At 64.6% G+C, this 14,315-nt stretch carries 12 protein-coding genes and 1 pseudogene; 11 read left to right on the forward strand and 2 right to left on the reverse strand.

Annotation, left to right across the window (positions count from 1 at the left end):
- Nucleotides 1-6 precede the first annotated feature (6 nt).
- Together priB and rpsF are read right to left on the reverse strand one after the other, a co-directional pair.
- A complete protein-coding gene (gene priB, locus SJH88_RS06690; protein ID WP_274753970.1) occupies nucleotides 7-297 on the reverse strand; it encodes a primosomal replication protein N in 291 nt (96 codons plus the stop codon).
- Nucleotides 298-318: 21 nt separating this feature from the next.
- Nucleotides 319-681 (reverse strand): 30S ribosomal protein S6, encoded by a 363-nt coding sequence (gene rpsF / locus SJH88_RS06695; RefSeq protein ID WP_042411228.1) that lies wholly within the window; start codon nucleotides 679-681, stop codon nucleotides 319-321.
- A gap of 194 nt (nucleotides 682-875) precedes the next feature.
- Between rpsF and grpE the strand changes: the two genes are divergently transcribed.
- From grpE to SJH88_RS06750, 11 genes and pseudogenes are all read left to right on the forward strand, one after another.
- Nucleotides 876-1,430, forward strand: a complete 555-nt coding sequence (gene grpE / locus SJH88_RS06700) for a nucleotide exchange factor GrpE (RefSeq protein WP_043379129.1) — start codon at nucleotides 876-878, stop codon at nucleotides 1,428-1,430.
- A 91-nt stretch (nucleotides 1,431-1,521) separates the two neighbouring features.
- Complete coding sequence (gene dnaK, locus SJH88_RS06705) at nucleotides 1,522-3,471, forward strand: molecular chaperone DnaK (protein WP_042411235.1); 1,950 nt, start codon at nucleotides 1,522-1,524, stop codon at nucleotides 3,469-3,471.
- A gap of 95 nt (nucleotides 3,472-3,566) precedes the next feature.
- Nucleotides 3,567-4,705, forward strand: a pseudogene (gene dnaJ / locus SJH88_RS06710) (molecular chaperone DnaJ).
- A gap of 395 nt (nucleotides 4,706-5,100) precedes the next feature.
- Nucleotides 5,101-7,227, forward strand: a complete 2,127-nt coding sequence (locus tag SJH88_RS06715; protein ID WP_274753971.1) for a TonB-dependent receptor — start codon at nucleotides 5,101-5,103, stop codon at nucleotides 7,225-7,227.
- Between the two features lie 291 nt (nucleotides 7,228-7,518).
- Entirely contained in the window at nucleotides 7,519-8,460 is a 942-nt protein-coding gene (locus tag SJH88_RS06720; RefSeq protein WP_154163759.1) for a LysR family transcriptional regulator, read from the forward strand.
- A 42-nt stretch (nucleotides 8,461-8,502) separates the two neighbouring features.
- A complete protein-coding gene (gene leuC / locus SJH88_RS06725) occupies nucleotides 8,503-9,924 on the forward strand; it encodes a 3-isopropylmalate dehydratase large subunit (protein ID WP_183301082.1) in 1,422 nt (473 codons plus the stop codon).
- 25 nt (nucleotides 9,925-9,949) lie between these two features.
- Nucleotides 9,950-10,075 (forward strand): entericidin A/B family lipoprotein, encoded by a 126-nt coding sequence (locus SJH88_RS06730; RefSeq protein WP_066537020.1) that lies wholly within the window; start codon nucleotides 9,950-9,952, stop codon nucleotides 10,073-10,075.
- A gap of 22 nt (nucleotides 10,076-10,097) precedes the next feature.
- The gene (gene leuD / locus SJH88_RS06735) at nucleotides 10,098-10,754 is read left to right on the forward strand and encodes a 3-isopropylmalate dehydratase small subunit (protein ID WP_274753972.1); all 657 of its coding nucleotides are present in this window, start codon (nucleotides 10,098-10,100) and stop codon (nucleotides 10,752-10,754) included.
- Between the two features lie 124 nt (nucleotides 10,755-10,878).
- Nucleotides 10,879-11,955 (forward strand): 3-isopropylmalate dehydrogenase, encoded by a 1,077-nt coding sequence (leuB, locus tag SJH88_RS06740; protein ID WP_042411254.1) that lies wholly within the window; start codon nucleotides 10,879-10,881, stop codon nucleotides 11,953-11,955.
- A gap of 380 nt (nucleotides 11,956-12,335) precedes the next feature.
- On the forward strand, nucleotides 12,336-13,448 hold the full coding sequence (asd, locus tag SJH88_RS06745) for an aspartate-semialdehyde dehydrogenase (RefSeq protein WP_274753973.1): 1,113 nt from the start codon (nucleotides 12,336-12,338) through the stop codon (nucleotides 13,446-13,448).
- Between the two features lie 400 nt (nucleotides 13,449-13,848).
- A complete protein-coding gene (locus SJH88_RS06750) occupies nucleotides 13,849-14,295 on the forward strand; it encodes a type IV pilus assembly protein FimV (RefSeq protein WP_274753974.1) in 447 nt (148 codons plus the stop codon).
- Nucleotides 14,296-14,315 lie beyond the last annotated feature (20 nt).

Here is a 14,315-nt window from a genome sequence, read left to right on the forward strand (position 1 = left end):
TGAAAATTAATTTTGTTGAATATCCTGGATGTGCAGCACCACGGTTTTGCTGTTGCGCGGTGTGGCCAGAAAACCTTGGAATTTCCAAGAACTTCCGGGTGCCTGGCGGGCGAGTCGCTCGGCCAACGCACCAAATGCCACCGCTTTCACAGCTGCCGAGACCTTGCGCGGGCTGCCTGCTTCCATCTGGGAGGATTCGTGCACCAGGCGCAAATCCAAGGCGGGCAATCCGGCGGGGGTGTACCGCAGAGCGGGCAGCTCATCGATACAGGCGGTCAGGACAACGTGGTTTTCCACTCTCCAAGCGAAGGCCTGAAATTAGGCTTCAGCGGCTTGGTTGGCCTTGCGGGCTTCTTCGCGCTCGACAGTCTTCATCATGGAAGAAGCGCCGGTGTCGGCCTTCTTCTTTTGCACTGTCAGGTGACGCAGCACGGCATCGTTGAACTTGAACGCGTGTTCCAGTTCAGCCATCACAGCCTGGTCGGCTTCGATGTTCAGGCAGATGTAGTGGGCCTTGGCGAGCTTGTTGATCATGTAGGCCAGCTGACGACGGCCCCAGTCTTCTTCACGGTGCACTGCACCGCCGCCGGCGGTGATCATGCCCTTGTAGCGCTCCAGCATGGCTGGAACTTGCTCGCTTTGATCCGGATGGATCAACAAAATGATTTCGTAATGACGCATGAAAACTCCCTTTTGGGTTAAGCCCCCCGCTGCGCCTGTAGCGGTGGAGCAAGGCAAAACGCGAGATTATAGACACCCCTCTCCAGGCTTGTACACTTGTCCCTGCAATACCCTTTGGGTGACCCGGCCCTTGAAAGCCGCCAAGGCACCCCCATGTGAACTGGCAAGGTTCATTCTTCTGAGACGCTATCCACATGTCCGAACAACACACTACGCCCCACACAGCCCCTGTTGATGCCTCGACCGAAGAACTGGAGGCTGCGATGGCTGCCAATGTGGCCGACGAAATCTCTCGCCTGCAAGCCGAACTGGCCGAACTCAAAGCCAAGAACGCCGACATGGCCGACCAATTCCTGCGCGCCAAGGCCGACGCCGAAAACATGCGCCGCCGCGCCGAGGAAGAAGTCAGCAAAGCGCGCAAATTCGGCATCGAAAGCTTTGCCGAAAGCCTGCTGCCCGTGTGCGACAGCCTGGACGCCGCCCTGGCCATCCAGAACGCCACGGCCGAGCAACTGCGCGAGGGCTCGGACGCCACCCTGCGCCAGCTGCAGCACGCGCTGGAGCGCAACAAAGTGGTCACCATCGCCCCTGCGGCGGGCACCAAGTTCGACCCCCACCACCACCAGGCCATCTCCATGGTCCCCGCCGACCAGGAAGCCAACACCGTGGTCAGCGTGCTGCAAAAGGGCTACCTGATTGCCGACCGTGTGCTGCGCCCCGCGCTGGTGACGGTCGCGGCACCCAAGTAAGGCCACGTAAAAAATCTTGACACCATGGCTTGAAGCCCCGGGAACAACCCTTAGCTAAGAGCCAATCAACCAAACATTCGGAGCATTTCAAATGGGCAAAATCATCGGTATTGACTTGGGCACCACCAACAGCTGCGTGGCCATCATGGAAGGCAACACCACCCGCGTGATCGAAAACAGCGAGGGTGCGCGCACCACGCCTTCGATCATTGCGTACCAGGAAGACGGTGAAATCCTGGTCGGCGCCTCCGCCAAGCGCCAGGCCGTGACCAACCCCAAGAACACCATCTACGCCGCCAAGCGCCTGATCGGCCGCAAGTTCGACGAGAAGGAAGTGCAAAAGGACATCGACCTGATGCCCTTCACCATCACCAAGGCCGACAACGGCGACGCCTGGGTGGAAGTGCGCGGCCAGAAGCTGGCACCTCCCCAGATCAGCGCCGAAGTGCTGCGCAAGATGAAGAAGACCGCCGAGGACTTCCTGGGCGAAACCGTGACCGAGGCCGTGATCACCGTGCCCGCGTACTTCAACGACGCCCAGCGCCAGGCCACCAAGGACGCCGGCCGCATCGCCGGCCTGGAAGTCAAGCGCATCATCAACGAACCCACCGCTGCCGCCCTGGCCTTCGGCCTGGACAAGGTGGGCGCCGGTGACCGCAAGATCGCCGTGTATGACCTGGGTGGCGGCACGTTCGACGTGTCCATCATCGAAATCGCCGACGTGGACGGTGAAAAGCAGTTCGAAGTGCTGTCGACCAACGGCGACACCTTCCTGGGCGGCGAAGACTTCGACCAGCGCATCATCGACTACATCATCAGCGAGTTCAAGAAGGAACAGGGCGTGGACCTGTCCAAGGACGTGCTGGCCCTGCAACGCCTGAAGGAAGCCGCTGAAAAGGCCAAGATCGAGCTGTCGAACTCCGCACAGACCGACATCAACCTGCCTTACATCACGGCCGACGCCACCGGTCCCAAGCACCTGAACATCAAGCTGACCCGCTCCAAGCTGGAAGCCCTGGTCGAGGACCTGATCGAGCGCACCATCGCCCCTTGCCGCACCGCGATCAAGGACGCCGGCATCTCCGTGTCCGACATCCAGGACGTGATCCTGGTCGGCGGTATGAGCCGCATGCCCAAGGTGCAGGAAAAGGTCAAGGAATTCTTCGGCCGCGACCCCCGCAAGGACGTGAACCCTGACGAAGCCGTGGCCGTGGGCGCTGCCGTGCAAGGCCAGGTGCTGGCCGGTGACCGTTCCGACGTGCTGCTGCTGGACGTGACCCCCCTGTCCCTGGGTATCGAAACCCTGGGCGGCGTCATGACAAAGATGATCACCAAGAACACGACCATCCCCACCAAGTTCGCACAGACCTTCTCGACCGCGGACGACAACCAGCCTGCGGTGACCATCAAGGTCTTCCAGGGTGAGCGTGAGATGGCCTCGGGCAACAAGCTGCTGGGTGAGTTCAACCTGGAAGGCATCCCTGCCGCACCCCGTGGCGTGCCCCAGATCGAGGTGAGCTTCGACATCGACGCCAACGGCATCCTGCACGTCGGCGCCAAGGACAAGGGCACCGGCAAGGAAAACAAGATCACCATCAAGGCCAACTCGGGTCTGTCGGAAGAAGAAATCCAGCAGATGGTCAAGGACGCGGAACTGAACGCGGCCGACGACAAGAAAAAGCTGGAACTGGTGCAGGCCCGCAACCAGGGTGAAGCCGCCGTCCACAGCGTCAAGAAGAGCCTGGGCGAGCACGGCGACAAGCTGGATGCCGCCGAGAAGGACGCCATCGAAGCCGCCACCAAGGAACTGGAAGAAGCCCTGAAGGGCGAGGACAAGGACGCCATCGAAGCCAAGACCACGGCCCTGATGACAGCCAGCCAGAAGCTGGGCGAGAAGGTCTACGCCGAAGCCCAGGCAGCTGCCGGTGCAGCGGGTGGCGCCGCCGCCGCCGACGCGGGTGCCGCTCAGCAGCAGCAAAAGCCTGCGGGGTCCAACGATGACGACATCGTGGACGCCGAAGTCAAGGAAGTGAAGAAGTAATTCGAAGCAGCGGCATTCCTGACCGCTTGCCGCCGCGCCGCCCCAGCTGATGGGGTCTTGCGCGGCGTTCCTGTTTTTTATTGGCTGTAGCAACCATGTCCAAACGCGACTATTACGAAGTCCTCGGCGTCGCCAAGACGGCCTCGGACGATGAGATCAAAAAGGCCTACCGCAAGCTGGCCATGAAGTACCACCCGGACCGCAACCAGGGTGACAAGGCGAAGCAGGCCGAAGAGCAGTTCAAGGAGGTCAAGGAGGCCTACGAAATGCTCTCGGACAGCCAAAAGCGCGCGGCCTACGACCAGTACGGCCATGCCGGTGTCGATCCCAACCGGGGCATGGGCGGCGGCGAAGGCTTTGGCGGCGGCGGTTTTGCCGAAGCCTTTGGCGACATCTTTGGCGACATGTTCAGCGGCGGCCGCGCGGGCGGTCCACGCGGTGGCCGCCAGGTGTACCGCGGCAACGACCTGAGCTATTCCCTGGAAATTTCCCTGGAGGAAGCGGCCAAGGGCAAGGATGCGCAGATCCGCATTCCAGCTGGGACAACTGCGACACCTGCCACGGCAGCGGCGCCAAGCCCGGCACCAGCCCCAAGACCTGCACCACCTGCGGTGGCAATGGCTCGGTGCAGATGCGCCAGGGCTTCTTCAGCGTGCAGCAGACCTGCCCGCACTGCCGCGGCACGGGCAAAATCATTCCCGAGCCCTGCACCACCTGCAGCGGCCAGGGCAAGATCAAGCGCCAGAAGACGCTGGAAGTGAAGATCCCCGCCGGCATCGACGACGGCATGCGCATACGCTCCACCGGCAACGGCGAGCCCGGCATGAACGGTGGCCCTCCGGGCGACCTGTACATCGAGATCCGCATCCGCGAACACGACATCTTCGAGCGGGACGGGGACGACCTGCACTGCCAGGTGCCGGTGAGCTTCATCACCGCCGCCCTGGGGGGCGAGATCGAAGTGCCCACGCTGCAAGGCAAGGCGGCGATCGACATCCCCGAAGGCACGCAAGCGGGCAAGCAGTTCCGCCTGCGCGGCAAGGGCATCAAGGGCGTGCGCTCCAGCTACCCCGGCGACCTGTACTGCCACATTGTGGTGGAAACGCCGGTCAAGCTGACCGAGTACCAGCGCAAGCTGCTGCGCGAGCTGGAAGAGTCGCTGAAGAAAGGCGGCGCCAAGCATTCGCCCAGCGGCGAAGGCTGGACCGACAAGCTCAAGCGCTTCTTCAGCTGATCCAGCACACCCCACCCAGGCCCGCAGTCGCGGGCCTTTTTCATGCTGTGGCCGCTGCGGACCGTCGCTCCTCTATCCATAGCTGCCTGCGCTCAGGGTGCTTGGCCTGGAGGCATCCAGCGCGCTTCATGCTGAACGCCGACCGCTGCGCACCCATGTCCGCAGCCCCACTGCGGCCGCCTGCGAGCCACACAACGGCCACCGCACGCCCGGAAAGATCCGCCCCCCACCGACAGACAGCGCCATACGACCCGGCGCATCCTCGCCAGCGGTGCCACCAAAAGCTGCGGCGCAGATGGGGGTTCTTGCCACCTTCCCTGCCCGCCATCACGTCCGCCTTTAGCATTAGAAAAAGTTTATGTACTTTTTTGTCCATACGAATTTCTAATTTCCGCATGCCAGTCACCGTCACCGTCACATGCCGGCCGCCCGCCCTCGCCCTCCTGCTCACCGGCCTGGCCGCGTCGGCCCACGCCCAGACCGAAGCCCCCGCGCTGGAGGCGGTCGAGGTGCGTTCCGCCCCCGGCACCCCCAGCCTGCAGGCCCTGCCCACCTCGGCCACAGTGCTCGATGGCGAGCAGCTGCGCGACCGCCAGTTGCAGGTCAACCTCTCCGAAAGCCTGGCCGGCGTGCCCGGCCTGCAGATCAAGAACCGCCAGAACTACGCCCAGGACCTGCAGCTGTCCATGCGCGGCTACGGCGCCCGCTCCACCTTCGGCGTGCGTGGCGTGCGCCTGTATGTGGACGGCATTCCCGCCACCATGCCCGATGGCCAGGGTTCGCTGTCGCACATCGACATCGCCAGCCTGGAGCGCGTGGAAGTGCTGCGCGGCCCCTACTCAGCGCTGTACGGCAACTCCGCCGGCGGCGTGGTCAGCCTGTTCACCGAAACGCCCGAGGGCCGGCCCTTTGTGGAAGGCGGCGTGAGCTTTGGCAGCGACGGCCAGCAGCGCCTGTCGGTCAAGGCCGGCGGCCAGACCGCCCAAGGCCTGAGCTATGTCGTCAGTGCCAACCGCTATATGACCGATGGCTACCGCGACCACAGCGCGGCAGACCGCAACGTGGCGAATACCAAGCTGAGCACCGCGCTGAGCGACGGTGCCCGGCTGACCCTGGTAGCCAACACCATGGCCTCCGACGCGCAGGACCCCCAGGGCCTGACCTGGGCGCAGTACCAGGCGACCCCGCGCCGCGCTTCCTACCGGGCCGACAACGGCGCGGCCGTGGCCGAAAGCTTCAACACCCGCAAATCGCTGCAGCAAACCCAGGTGGGCGCCACCTATGAACGCCGCCTGGACGGCATGCACAGCGTGGCCCTGACGGCCTATGCCGGCCACCGCAGCATGGCGCAGTACCAGTCGATTCCGGCTGCCACCCAGGCCGCTGCCGGCCATGCCGGGGGCGTGATCGACATGTCGCGCAACTACGCCGGCGTGGACGCCCGCTGGACCGGCAGGTTCAGCGACGCGCCAGTGCCCGTCACCGTGACGGCCGGCCTGGCCGTGGACCGGGTGGACGAAGATCGCCAGGGCTATGAAAACTTTGTCGGCAGCACCCTGGGGGTGCAGGGCGCACTGCGCCGCGACGAGAAGAACACCATCACCAACGTCGACCCCTACATCCAGGCCACCTGGCAACTGGCACCAGCCTGGAGCCTGGACACCGGCCTGCGCTACAGCCGCGTGAAGTTCGTGTCGGACGACCATTACCTGCGCCCCGGCAATCCCGACGACTCGGGCACGGTCACGCACCACCAGGCCCTGCCGGTGGTGGCGCTGTCCCACCAGGTCACCCCCGACGCCACGATCTATGCCAGCGCCGGCCGCGGTTTAGAAACCCCCACCTTTGCCGAGCTGTCCTACCGCCCCGACGGCACCGGTGGCCTGAACCTGGCGCTGCAACCCAGCGTCAGCACCCAGTACGAAGTGGGTTTCCGCCAGCGCCTGACCGGTGGCATCAAGGGCATGTGGAGCGCAGCGGTGTTCCACGCCAGCACCGACGATGAAATCGTCAGCGACACCAGCGGTGGTGGCCGCACGACCTACCGCAACGCAGGCCAAACCCGCCGCTATGGCGCCGAGTTGCAGGCCGACATCAAGTTGTCACGCCAGTGGGACGTACAGGCGGCCTACACCTACCTGAATGCCACGTTCCGTGAAGCATCCGGCAATGCCACGGCAGGCAATATGCTGCCCGGCCTGTCCAAGCAGCACCTGTTCGTGGGCCTGAACTACCACCCCGCCCCAGCCTGGCGCCTGGGCGTATCGGCCCAGCACGCCGGCAAGGTGTACGTGAACGATGCCAACAGCGAAGCCGCACCGGCCTTCACCATCACCTCGGCCAGCGTGGGCTACACCCGCCAGCTGGGCGACTGGACGCTCAACGCCTTTGCGCGCGTAGACAACCTGTTCGACCGCCAGTACGTGGGATCGGTCATCGTCAACGACGGCAACAGCCGCTATTACGAAAGCGCACCGGGCCGCAACTGGGCCACCGGGGTCAGCTTGCGCTACAACTTCTAAAGCACGCCCCGGCCATCGGGGCACCCAACCGCGGCACCCGCTTCTGAATCAGGAGCTGGTGCCGCTGTGTTTTCGGGCATCTCCATGCCCAATCCACTGCAAAAGCCCTGAAATCGCGCGCCAGCAGCTCCTGATTCTGGGTTCCGGCACGCAGACCATCGCGAAACACGATGGCTTGATTGGCACAACAATAGCCAAAGTCTTCGCATTGCGCGATGCCAAAGCGCTGAACATGGTGAGAAAATCGCTTCAACTTCTCAAAATGAGAAGACTTGATAAGTGTGCCCCGCCATGAAGAATTCCGAGCGCAGTTTTGCCCGCCGTATCGACCTGACCTCGTTGCAGCTGTTTGTGGCTGTGTGCGAGCTTGGCAGCATTGGTCGTGCCGCCGAACGTGAATACATCGCCGCGTCTGCCGTCAGCAAGCGCCTGTCCGACCTGGAGGCCGCCGTCGACACCGCGCTGCTGTACCGCCACAGCCGTGGCGTGACGCTGACGCCCGCCGGCGAAAGCCTGCTGCACCATGCCCGCAACGTGCTGTACGGGCTGGAGCGCATGCAGGGCGAGCTGTCCGAATACGCCGACGGGGTGCGCGGCCATGTGCGCGTGCACGCCACCATCTCGGCCATCGTGCAGTTCCTGCCCGAGGACCTGGGCGCCTTCAGCAAGGAGCACCCGCAGATCAAGATCGACCTGCAGGAACACCTGTCGGCCGACGTGCTGCAGGCGGTGCACGAAGGCACGGCCGACCTCGGCATCTGCAACATGGGCCAGGCCAACACCAACGGCCTGCAGACCCGCCCCTACCGCACCGACCGCCTGGTGGTGGTCATGCCCGAGGCCCACGCCCTGGCCCAGCGCGAAGCCATCAGCTTCGAGGAAGTGCTGGAATGGGACATCGTCGGCCTGCAGGGCGGCAGCTCCATCAGCCTGGCCATGCGCGGCGCGGCCGCACGCTCCGGCCACCCCCTGCACCAGCGCATCCAGGTCACAAGCCTGGACGCCATGTGCCGCATGATCGACAACGGCCTGGGTATCGGCCTGATCCCCGACCGGGCGTTCGAGCTCATGCACGGCGTCGGGCACCTGAAGAGCGTGACCCTGACCGACGCCTGGGCACAGCGCACCCTGAGCCTGGTGGCCCGCGACTTCGAGGCCCTGCCGGTGACATCGCGGTTGCTGGTGGAACACCTCGGCAAAGGCTGGGAGCCTGCCCCCAAACCCGCTGCCTAAAATTTCGAGAGACAACCTCCCTACCCACGAGAAGAGAACACCATGGGACGCACCCTTTACGACAAGATTTTTGACGAGCACGTCATCCACACCGAGGAAGACGGCACCTCCATCCTCTACATCGACCGCCACCTGGTGCACGAAGTCACCAGCCCGCAGGCCTTCGAAGGCCTGCGCCTGGCCGGTCGCAAGCTGTGGCGCATCAACTCCGTGGTGGCCACGGCCGACCACAACACCCCCACCACCGGCTGGGAGCGCGGCTACGACGGCATCGAAGACCCGATCAGCAAGGAACAGATCACCACGCTGAACACCAACATCGCCGAATTCGGCTCGGCCGCCTTCTTCCCCTTCATGGACAAGGGTCAGGGCATCGTCCACGTGATGGGCCCCGAGCAAGGCGCCACCCTGCCCGGCATGACCGTGGTCTGCGGCGACAGCCACACCTCCACCCACGGCGCCTTCGGCGCGCTGGCCCACGGCATCGGCACCTCCGAGGTCGAGCACGTCATGGCCACGCAGACCCTGCTGGCCAAGAAGGCCAAGAACATGCTGGTGCAGGTCAACGGCAAGGTCGCGCCCGGCGTGACCGCCAAGGACATCGTGCTGGCCATCATCGGCAAGATCGGCACCGCCGGCGGCACGGGCTACACCATCGAGTTTGCTGGCCAGGCCATCCGTGACCTGTCCATGGAAGGCCGCATGACCGTGTGCAACATGGCCATCGAGGGCGGCGCCCGCGCCGGCCTGGTGGCCGTGGACGACAAGACCATCCAGTACGTCAAGGGCCGCCCCCTGGCGCCCACCGGTGCCGAATGGGAGGCCGCCGTGGCCTACTGGAAGACGCTGCACTCTGATGCCGATGCCCAGTTCGACCACGTGGTCGAGCTGAACGCCGCCGACATCGTGCCCCAGGTCACCTGGGGCACCAGCCCCGAGATGGTGCTGGGCGTGGACGCCACCGTGCCCGATCCCGACAAGGAAAAGGACCCCAACAAGCGCGGCGCCATCGAACGCGCGCTGACCTACATGGCGCTGGAGCCCGGCAAGCCGCTGAATGACATCTTCGTCGACAAGGTGTTCATCGGCTCGTGCACCAACAGCCGCATTGAGGACATGCGCGAAGCGGCCGCCGTGGTCAAGAAACTGGGCCAGAAGGTGGCCAAGAACATCAAGCTGGCCATGGTCGTGCCCGGCTCCGGCCTGGTCAAGGAACAGGCCGAGCGCGAAGGCCTGGATGTGATCTTCAAGGCCGCCGGCTTTGAATGGCGCGAACCCGGTTGCTCCATGTGCCTGGCGATGAACGCCGACCGCCTGGAACCCGGCGAGCGCTGCGCTTCCACCTCGAACCGCAACTTCGAAGGCCGCCAGGGCGCCGGGGGCCGCACCCACCTGGTCAGCCCGGCCATGGCGGCGGCAGCCGCCATCCACGGCCACTTCGTCGACATCCGCAAGTTCGCCTGATACCACCGACCCCGCGAGCCACACCATGAAGCCTTCTATCTCGATCCTCCTGATTGGCCTGGCCTTCACCCTGGGCGCCTGCAACACCGTCCAGGGCATTGGCCAGGACGTGCAGAAAGCCGGCAACGCCATCGAACGCGCGGCGCGCTGACCCCCGACACACCGATACCGCCATGCAAAAATTCACCATCCACCAGGGCCTGGTGGCCCCCATGGACCGCGAGAACGTCGACACCGACGCCATCATCCCCAAGCAGTTCCTGAAGTCGATCAAGAAGACCGGCTTTGGCGCCAACGCCTTTGACGAATGGCGCTACCTGGACCAGCCCGGCCAGCCCGGCGTGCCCGAAGCGCAGCGCAAGCCCAACCCCGACTTCGTGCTCAACCAGCCGCGCTACAAGGGCGCCAGCATCCTGCTGACGCGCAAGAACTTCGGCTGCGGCTCCAGCCGCGAGCACGCGCCCTGGGCGCTGGACCAGTACGGCTTCCGCGCCATCCTGGCGCCCAGCTTTGCCGACATCTTCTTCAACAACAGCTTCAAGAACGGCCTGCTGCCCATCGTGCTGCCCGAGGCCACGATCGACCTGCTGTTCCACGAAGTGGCGGCCTTCCCCGGCTACGAGCTGACCATTGATCTGGAGCGCCAGGTCATCGTGCGCCCCCAGGGCGAGGAAATCCCGTTCGACGTGATTCCCTTCCGCAAGTACTGCCTGCTCAACGGCTTTGACGATATCGGCCTGACCATGCGCCACGCCGACAAGATCAAGGCCTTCGAAGCCGAACGCCTGGCGCAAAAGCCCTGGCTGTCGCGCAGCCTGGTCCAGGGCTGACCCGCTTTCCATAACTATGAATCCATGAGCTGACAGCGCGCATCACACAAGGGTTTCAGAGTCTTTTCTAATTGGAACCCTTGCAATACGTGCGCAAGCAGCTCTCAAAACTTCGAGGAACACCATGAAAATTGCAGTCTTGCCCGGCGATGGCATCGGCCCCGAAATCGTTGCTGAAGCCGTGAAGGTGCTCAACGCCCTGGACCTGGACATCGAGATGGAATCCGCCCCCGTGGGCGGTGCCGCCTACGAAGCCGCCGGCCACCCCCTGCCCCCGGCCACGCTGAAGCTGGCCCAGGAAGCCGACGCCATCCTGTTCGGCGCCGTGGGCGACTGGAAGTACGACACGCTGGACCGTCCCCTGCGCCCCGAGCAGGCCATCCTCGGCCTGCGCAAGGCCCTGGGCCTGTTCGCCAACTTCCGCCCCGCCATCTGCTACAAGGAACTGACCCACGCCTCCAGCCTCAAGCCCGAGCTGGTGGCCGGCCTGGACATCCTCATCATCCGTGAGCTGACCGGCGACATTTACTTCGGCCAGCCGCGCGGGCGCCGCGTGGCCACCGACGGCCACTTCCCCGGCACCGAGGAAGCCTTCGACACCATGCGCTACTCGCGCCCCGAGATCGAGCGCATCGCCCACGTCGCCTTCCAGGCCGCGCAAAAGCGCGGCAAGAAGGTCACCAGCGTGGACAAGGCCAACGTGCTGGAAACCTTCCAGCTGTGGAAGGACGTGGTCACCGAGGTCGGCCAGCAGTACCCCGACGTGGCCCTTGACCACATGTACGTGGACAACGCCGCCATGCAGCTGGTCAAGGAACCCAAGCGCTTTGACGTGGTGGTCACCGGCAACATGTTCGGCGACATCCTGTCCGACGAAGCCTCCATGCTGACCGGCTCCATCGGCATGCTGCCCAGCGCCAGTCTGAACGACAAGAAGCAAGGCCTGTACGAGCCCAGCCACGGCTCGGCGCCCGACATCGCCGGCAAGGGCATCGCCAACCCCCTGGCCACCATCCTGTCGGCCGCCATGATGCTGCGCTTCAGCCTGGGTCAGGAAGCCGCCGCGCAGAAGATCGAGGCCGCCGTGCAAAAGGTGCTGGCCGATGGCCTGCGCACCGCCGACATCTACAGCGAAGGCACCACCAAGGTCTCCACCCGCGAAATGGGCGATGCCGTGGTCGCTGCCCTGGCCGCGGTCTGAGTCCACGCCCTGAACCGCCGCGCCCGGGGTGCGGCGGTTCAGGCAAACTCATGCACCTGCAGAAAATTTCATGGCCGGTGCACCGGGTTTCAGCGCCACAATGCGAAACCCAAAACCCTGCGGAGGGTAGAGATTAGTTTCTCTAAACCCGCATTAGTTCAGCTACAATCCACATCTTATGTTTGCCGCCCACTCCCCCACTGCCTCTCACAACGCTGCCTTGCTGGCAGGTGTGGCCGTGCGCGCGACAACCATTACGACGATCAAAGGCTGACCCAGCCCGGTTCGTCGCGCGCCCTCTCCCGGCCAGACGAGCCGGGCCCGGAAAGCAGGATTGAGCACATTCACATCTGTTTTCGCAACTCGGAAGGGCGTTTCAAATGAGCAAGCAATTGGTAGGTTTGGTGGGCTGGCGCGGCATGGTCGGCTCGGTGCTGATGGACCGCATGCAGGCCGAAGGTGACTTCGATCTGATCGATCCCGTGTTCTTCTCCACCTCCAACGCCGGCGGCAAGGCCCCGGCCATGGCCACGGTGCACACCCAGCTCAAGGATGCCAACGACATCGCCGAGCTGGCCAAGTGCGACATCATCATCACCTGCCAGGGCGGTGACTACACCAAGGAAGTCTTCCCCAAGATCCGCGCGGCCGGCTGGAACGGCCACTGGATCGACGCAGCCTCCTCGCTGCGCATGGAAGACGACGCCGTCATCGTGCTGGACCCCGTCAACGACGACCTGATCCAGGCCAAGCTGGCCGCCGGCGGCAAGAACTGGATCGGCGGCAACTGCACCAACTCCATCCTGCTGATGGGCCTGGGCGGTCTGTTCAAGGCCGGTCTGGTGGAGTGGGTCTCCTCCATGACCTACCAGGCGGCTTCGGGCGGCGGTGCCAACCACATGCGCGAGCTGCTCAAGGGCATGGGCGTGGTGCACGCAGCCGTGGCCGACGAGCTGGCCACGCCCGCGTCCGCCATCCTGGACATCGACCGCAAGGTGGCCACCACCATCCGCGAAGACGTGCCCACCGAATTCTTCGGTGCGCCCCTGGCAGGTGGCCTGATCCCCTGGATCGACGTGCAGCTGCCCAACGGCCAGTCCAAGGAAGAATGGAAGGGCCAGGCCGAGGTCAACAAGATCCTGGGCACCGCCGCCACCATCCCCGTGGATGGCCTGTGCGTGCGCATCGGCGCGATGCGCTGCCACTCGCTGGCTTTGACCCTGAAGCTGAAGAAGGACCTGCCCCTGGCAGAGATCGAAGCGCTGATCAAGGGCGGCAACCCCTGGGTCAAGTTCGTGGCCAACGACCGCTCCGAGACCGTGCAGCAGCTGACCCCCGCCGCCACCACCGGCGGCCTGGAAGTGGCCGTAGGCCGCGTGCGCAAGCTGAACATGGGCCCCGAGTACGTGTCGGCCTTCGTGATCGGTGACCAGCTGCTGTGGGGCGCGGCCGAACCGCTGCGCCGCATGCTGCGCATCCTGCTGGCACATTAAGCACGGCGCCGGCCCAGCACCCAGGGAAGCCGCACGGCTTCCCTTTTTTGTGGCCGCAGCGCCTGTGCCGACCACGGCAGACCCGGGTGTGGCTGTGTCGCCGCGACAACATTGCTTAACAATTCACTGCGCCAATCCACGGGCGCGCGGGCGCCCGCCGAAAATCCCAGGCAGCCGGACAATCGCGCGCGGGGGCCGGCCATCCGGGGCAAGGGCTTGCCATAATGGCGTCCAGCCTCAGTGAACCCTGGAAAAGGCTTGGATTCCCGTGCTTTGTGCGCGCTTGTCTGCCCCTGGCAATACTGCTAAGGTCGTTCGCAAGTGCCTACGCCCGGGCGCGCCCCTCCCCATACTTGCTGCCACCGCAGCGGCACAACACCTTTTGAACGTGACTGCAAACATGCATCGTTGGAAACTTTCAGCCCTGGCCGCCGCGGCCTTTGTTTCTGTGGCCCTTGCCCCCACCGATGCCGCAGCCCTGGCCCTGGGTCCCATCCGCATCCAATCGGCGTTGGGTGAAAACCTGCGCGCGGAGATCGCGATCCCGCAGATCACCGCAGCGGAAATGAACAGCCTGAGCGTGCAGATCGCCGCCCCCGAGGTCTTCCGTGCCCAGGGCATGGACTACAGCAGCGCCGCCCGCAGTGTGCAGGTCAGCCTGCAGCGCAACCCCGACGGCACGGCCAGCCTGCGCCTGAGCAGCAACACCCCGATCAATGAGCCGTTTGTCGACTTGGTGATCGACTCGCAGTGGAGCACCGGCAATTTGGTGCGCACCTATACCCTGCTGCTGGATCCCCCAGCCAGCCAGCGCCGCGCGCCCCTGCGCCCATGCCCGCCCAGGTGACGCCCCCCCCGTGGCCGCTG

It is taken from the genome of Comamonas sp. GCA5 (assembly GCF_036541385.1).
Taxonomy (GTDB): Bacteria; Pseudomonadota; Gammaproteobacteria; order Burkholderiales; family Burkholderiaceae_C; genus Comamonas; species Comamonas aquatica.

Coding starts and splice junctions, on each gene's coding strand:
- rpsF (WP_042411228.1), bottom strand. CDS start 681: ATGCGTCATTACGAAATCATTTTGTTGATCCATCCGGATCAAAGCGAG.
- SJH88_RS06750 (WP_274753974.1), top strand. CDS start 13,849: ATGCATCGTTGGAAACTTTCAGCCCTGGCCGCCGCGGCCTTTGTTTCT.
- SJH88_RS06715 (WP_274753971.1), top strand. CDS start 5,101: ATGCCAGTCACCGTCACCGTCACATGCCGGCCGCCCGCCCTCGCCCTC.
- asd (WP_274753973.1), top strand. CDS start 12,336: ATGAGCAAGCAATTGGTAGGTTTGGTGGGCTGGCGCGGCATGGTCGGC.
- SJH88_RS06720 (WP_154163759.1), top strand. CDS start 7,519: ATGAAGAATTCCGAGCGCAGTTTTGCCCGCCGTATCGACCTGACCTCG.
- leuD (WP_274753972.1), top strand. CDS start 10,098: ATGCAAAAATTCACCATCCACCAGGGCCTGGTGGCCCCCATGGACCGC.
- leuB (WP_042411254.1), top strand. CDS start 10,879: ATGAAAATTGCAGTCTTGCCCGGCGATGGCATCGGCCCCGAAATCGTT.
- dnaK (WP_042411235.1), top strand. CDS start 1,522: ATGGGCAAAATCATCGGTATTGACTTGGGCACCACCAACAGCTGCGTG.
- SJH88_RS06730 (WP_066537020.1), top strand. CDS start 9,950: ATGAAGCCTTCTATCTCGATCCTCCTGATTGGCCTGGCCTTCACCCTG.
- grpE (WP_043379129.1), top strand. CDS start 876: ATGTCCGAACAACACACTACGCCCCACACAGCCCCTGTTGATGCCTCG.
- leuC (WP_183301082.1), top strand. CDS start 8,503: ATGGGACGCACCCTTTACGACAAGATTTTTGACGAGCACGTCATCCAC.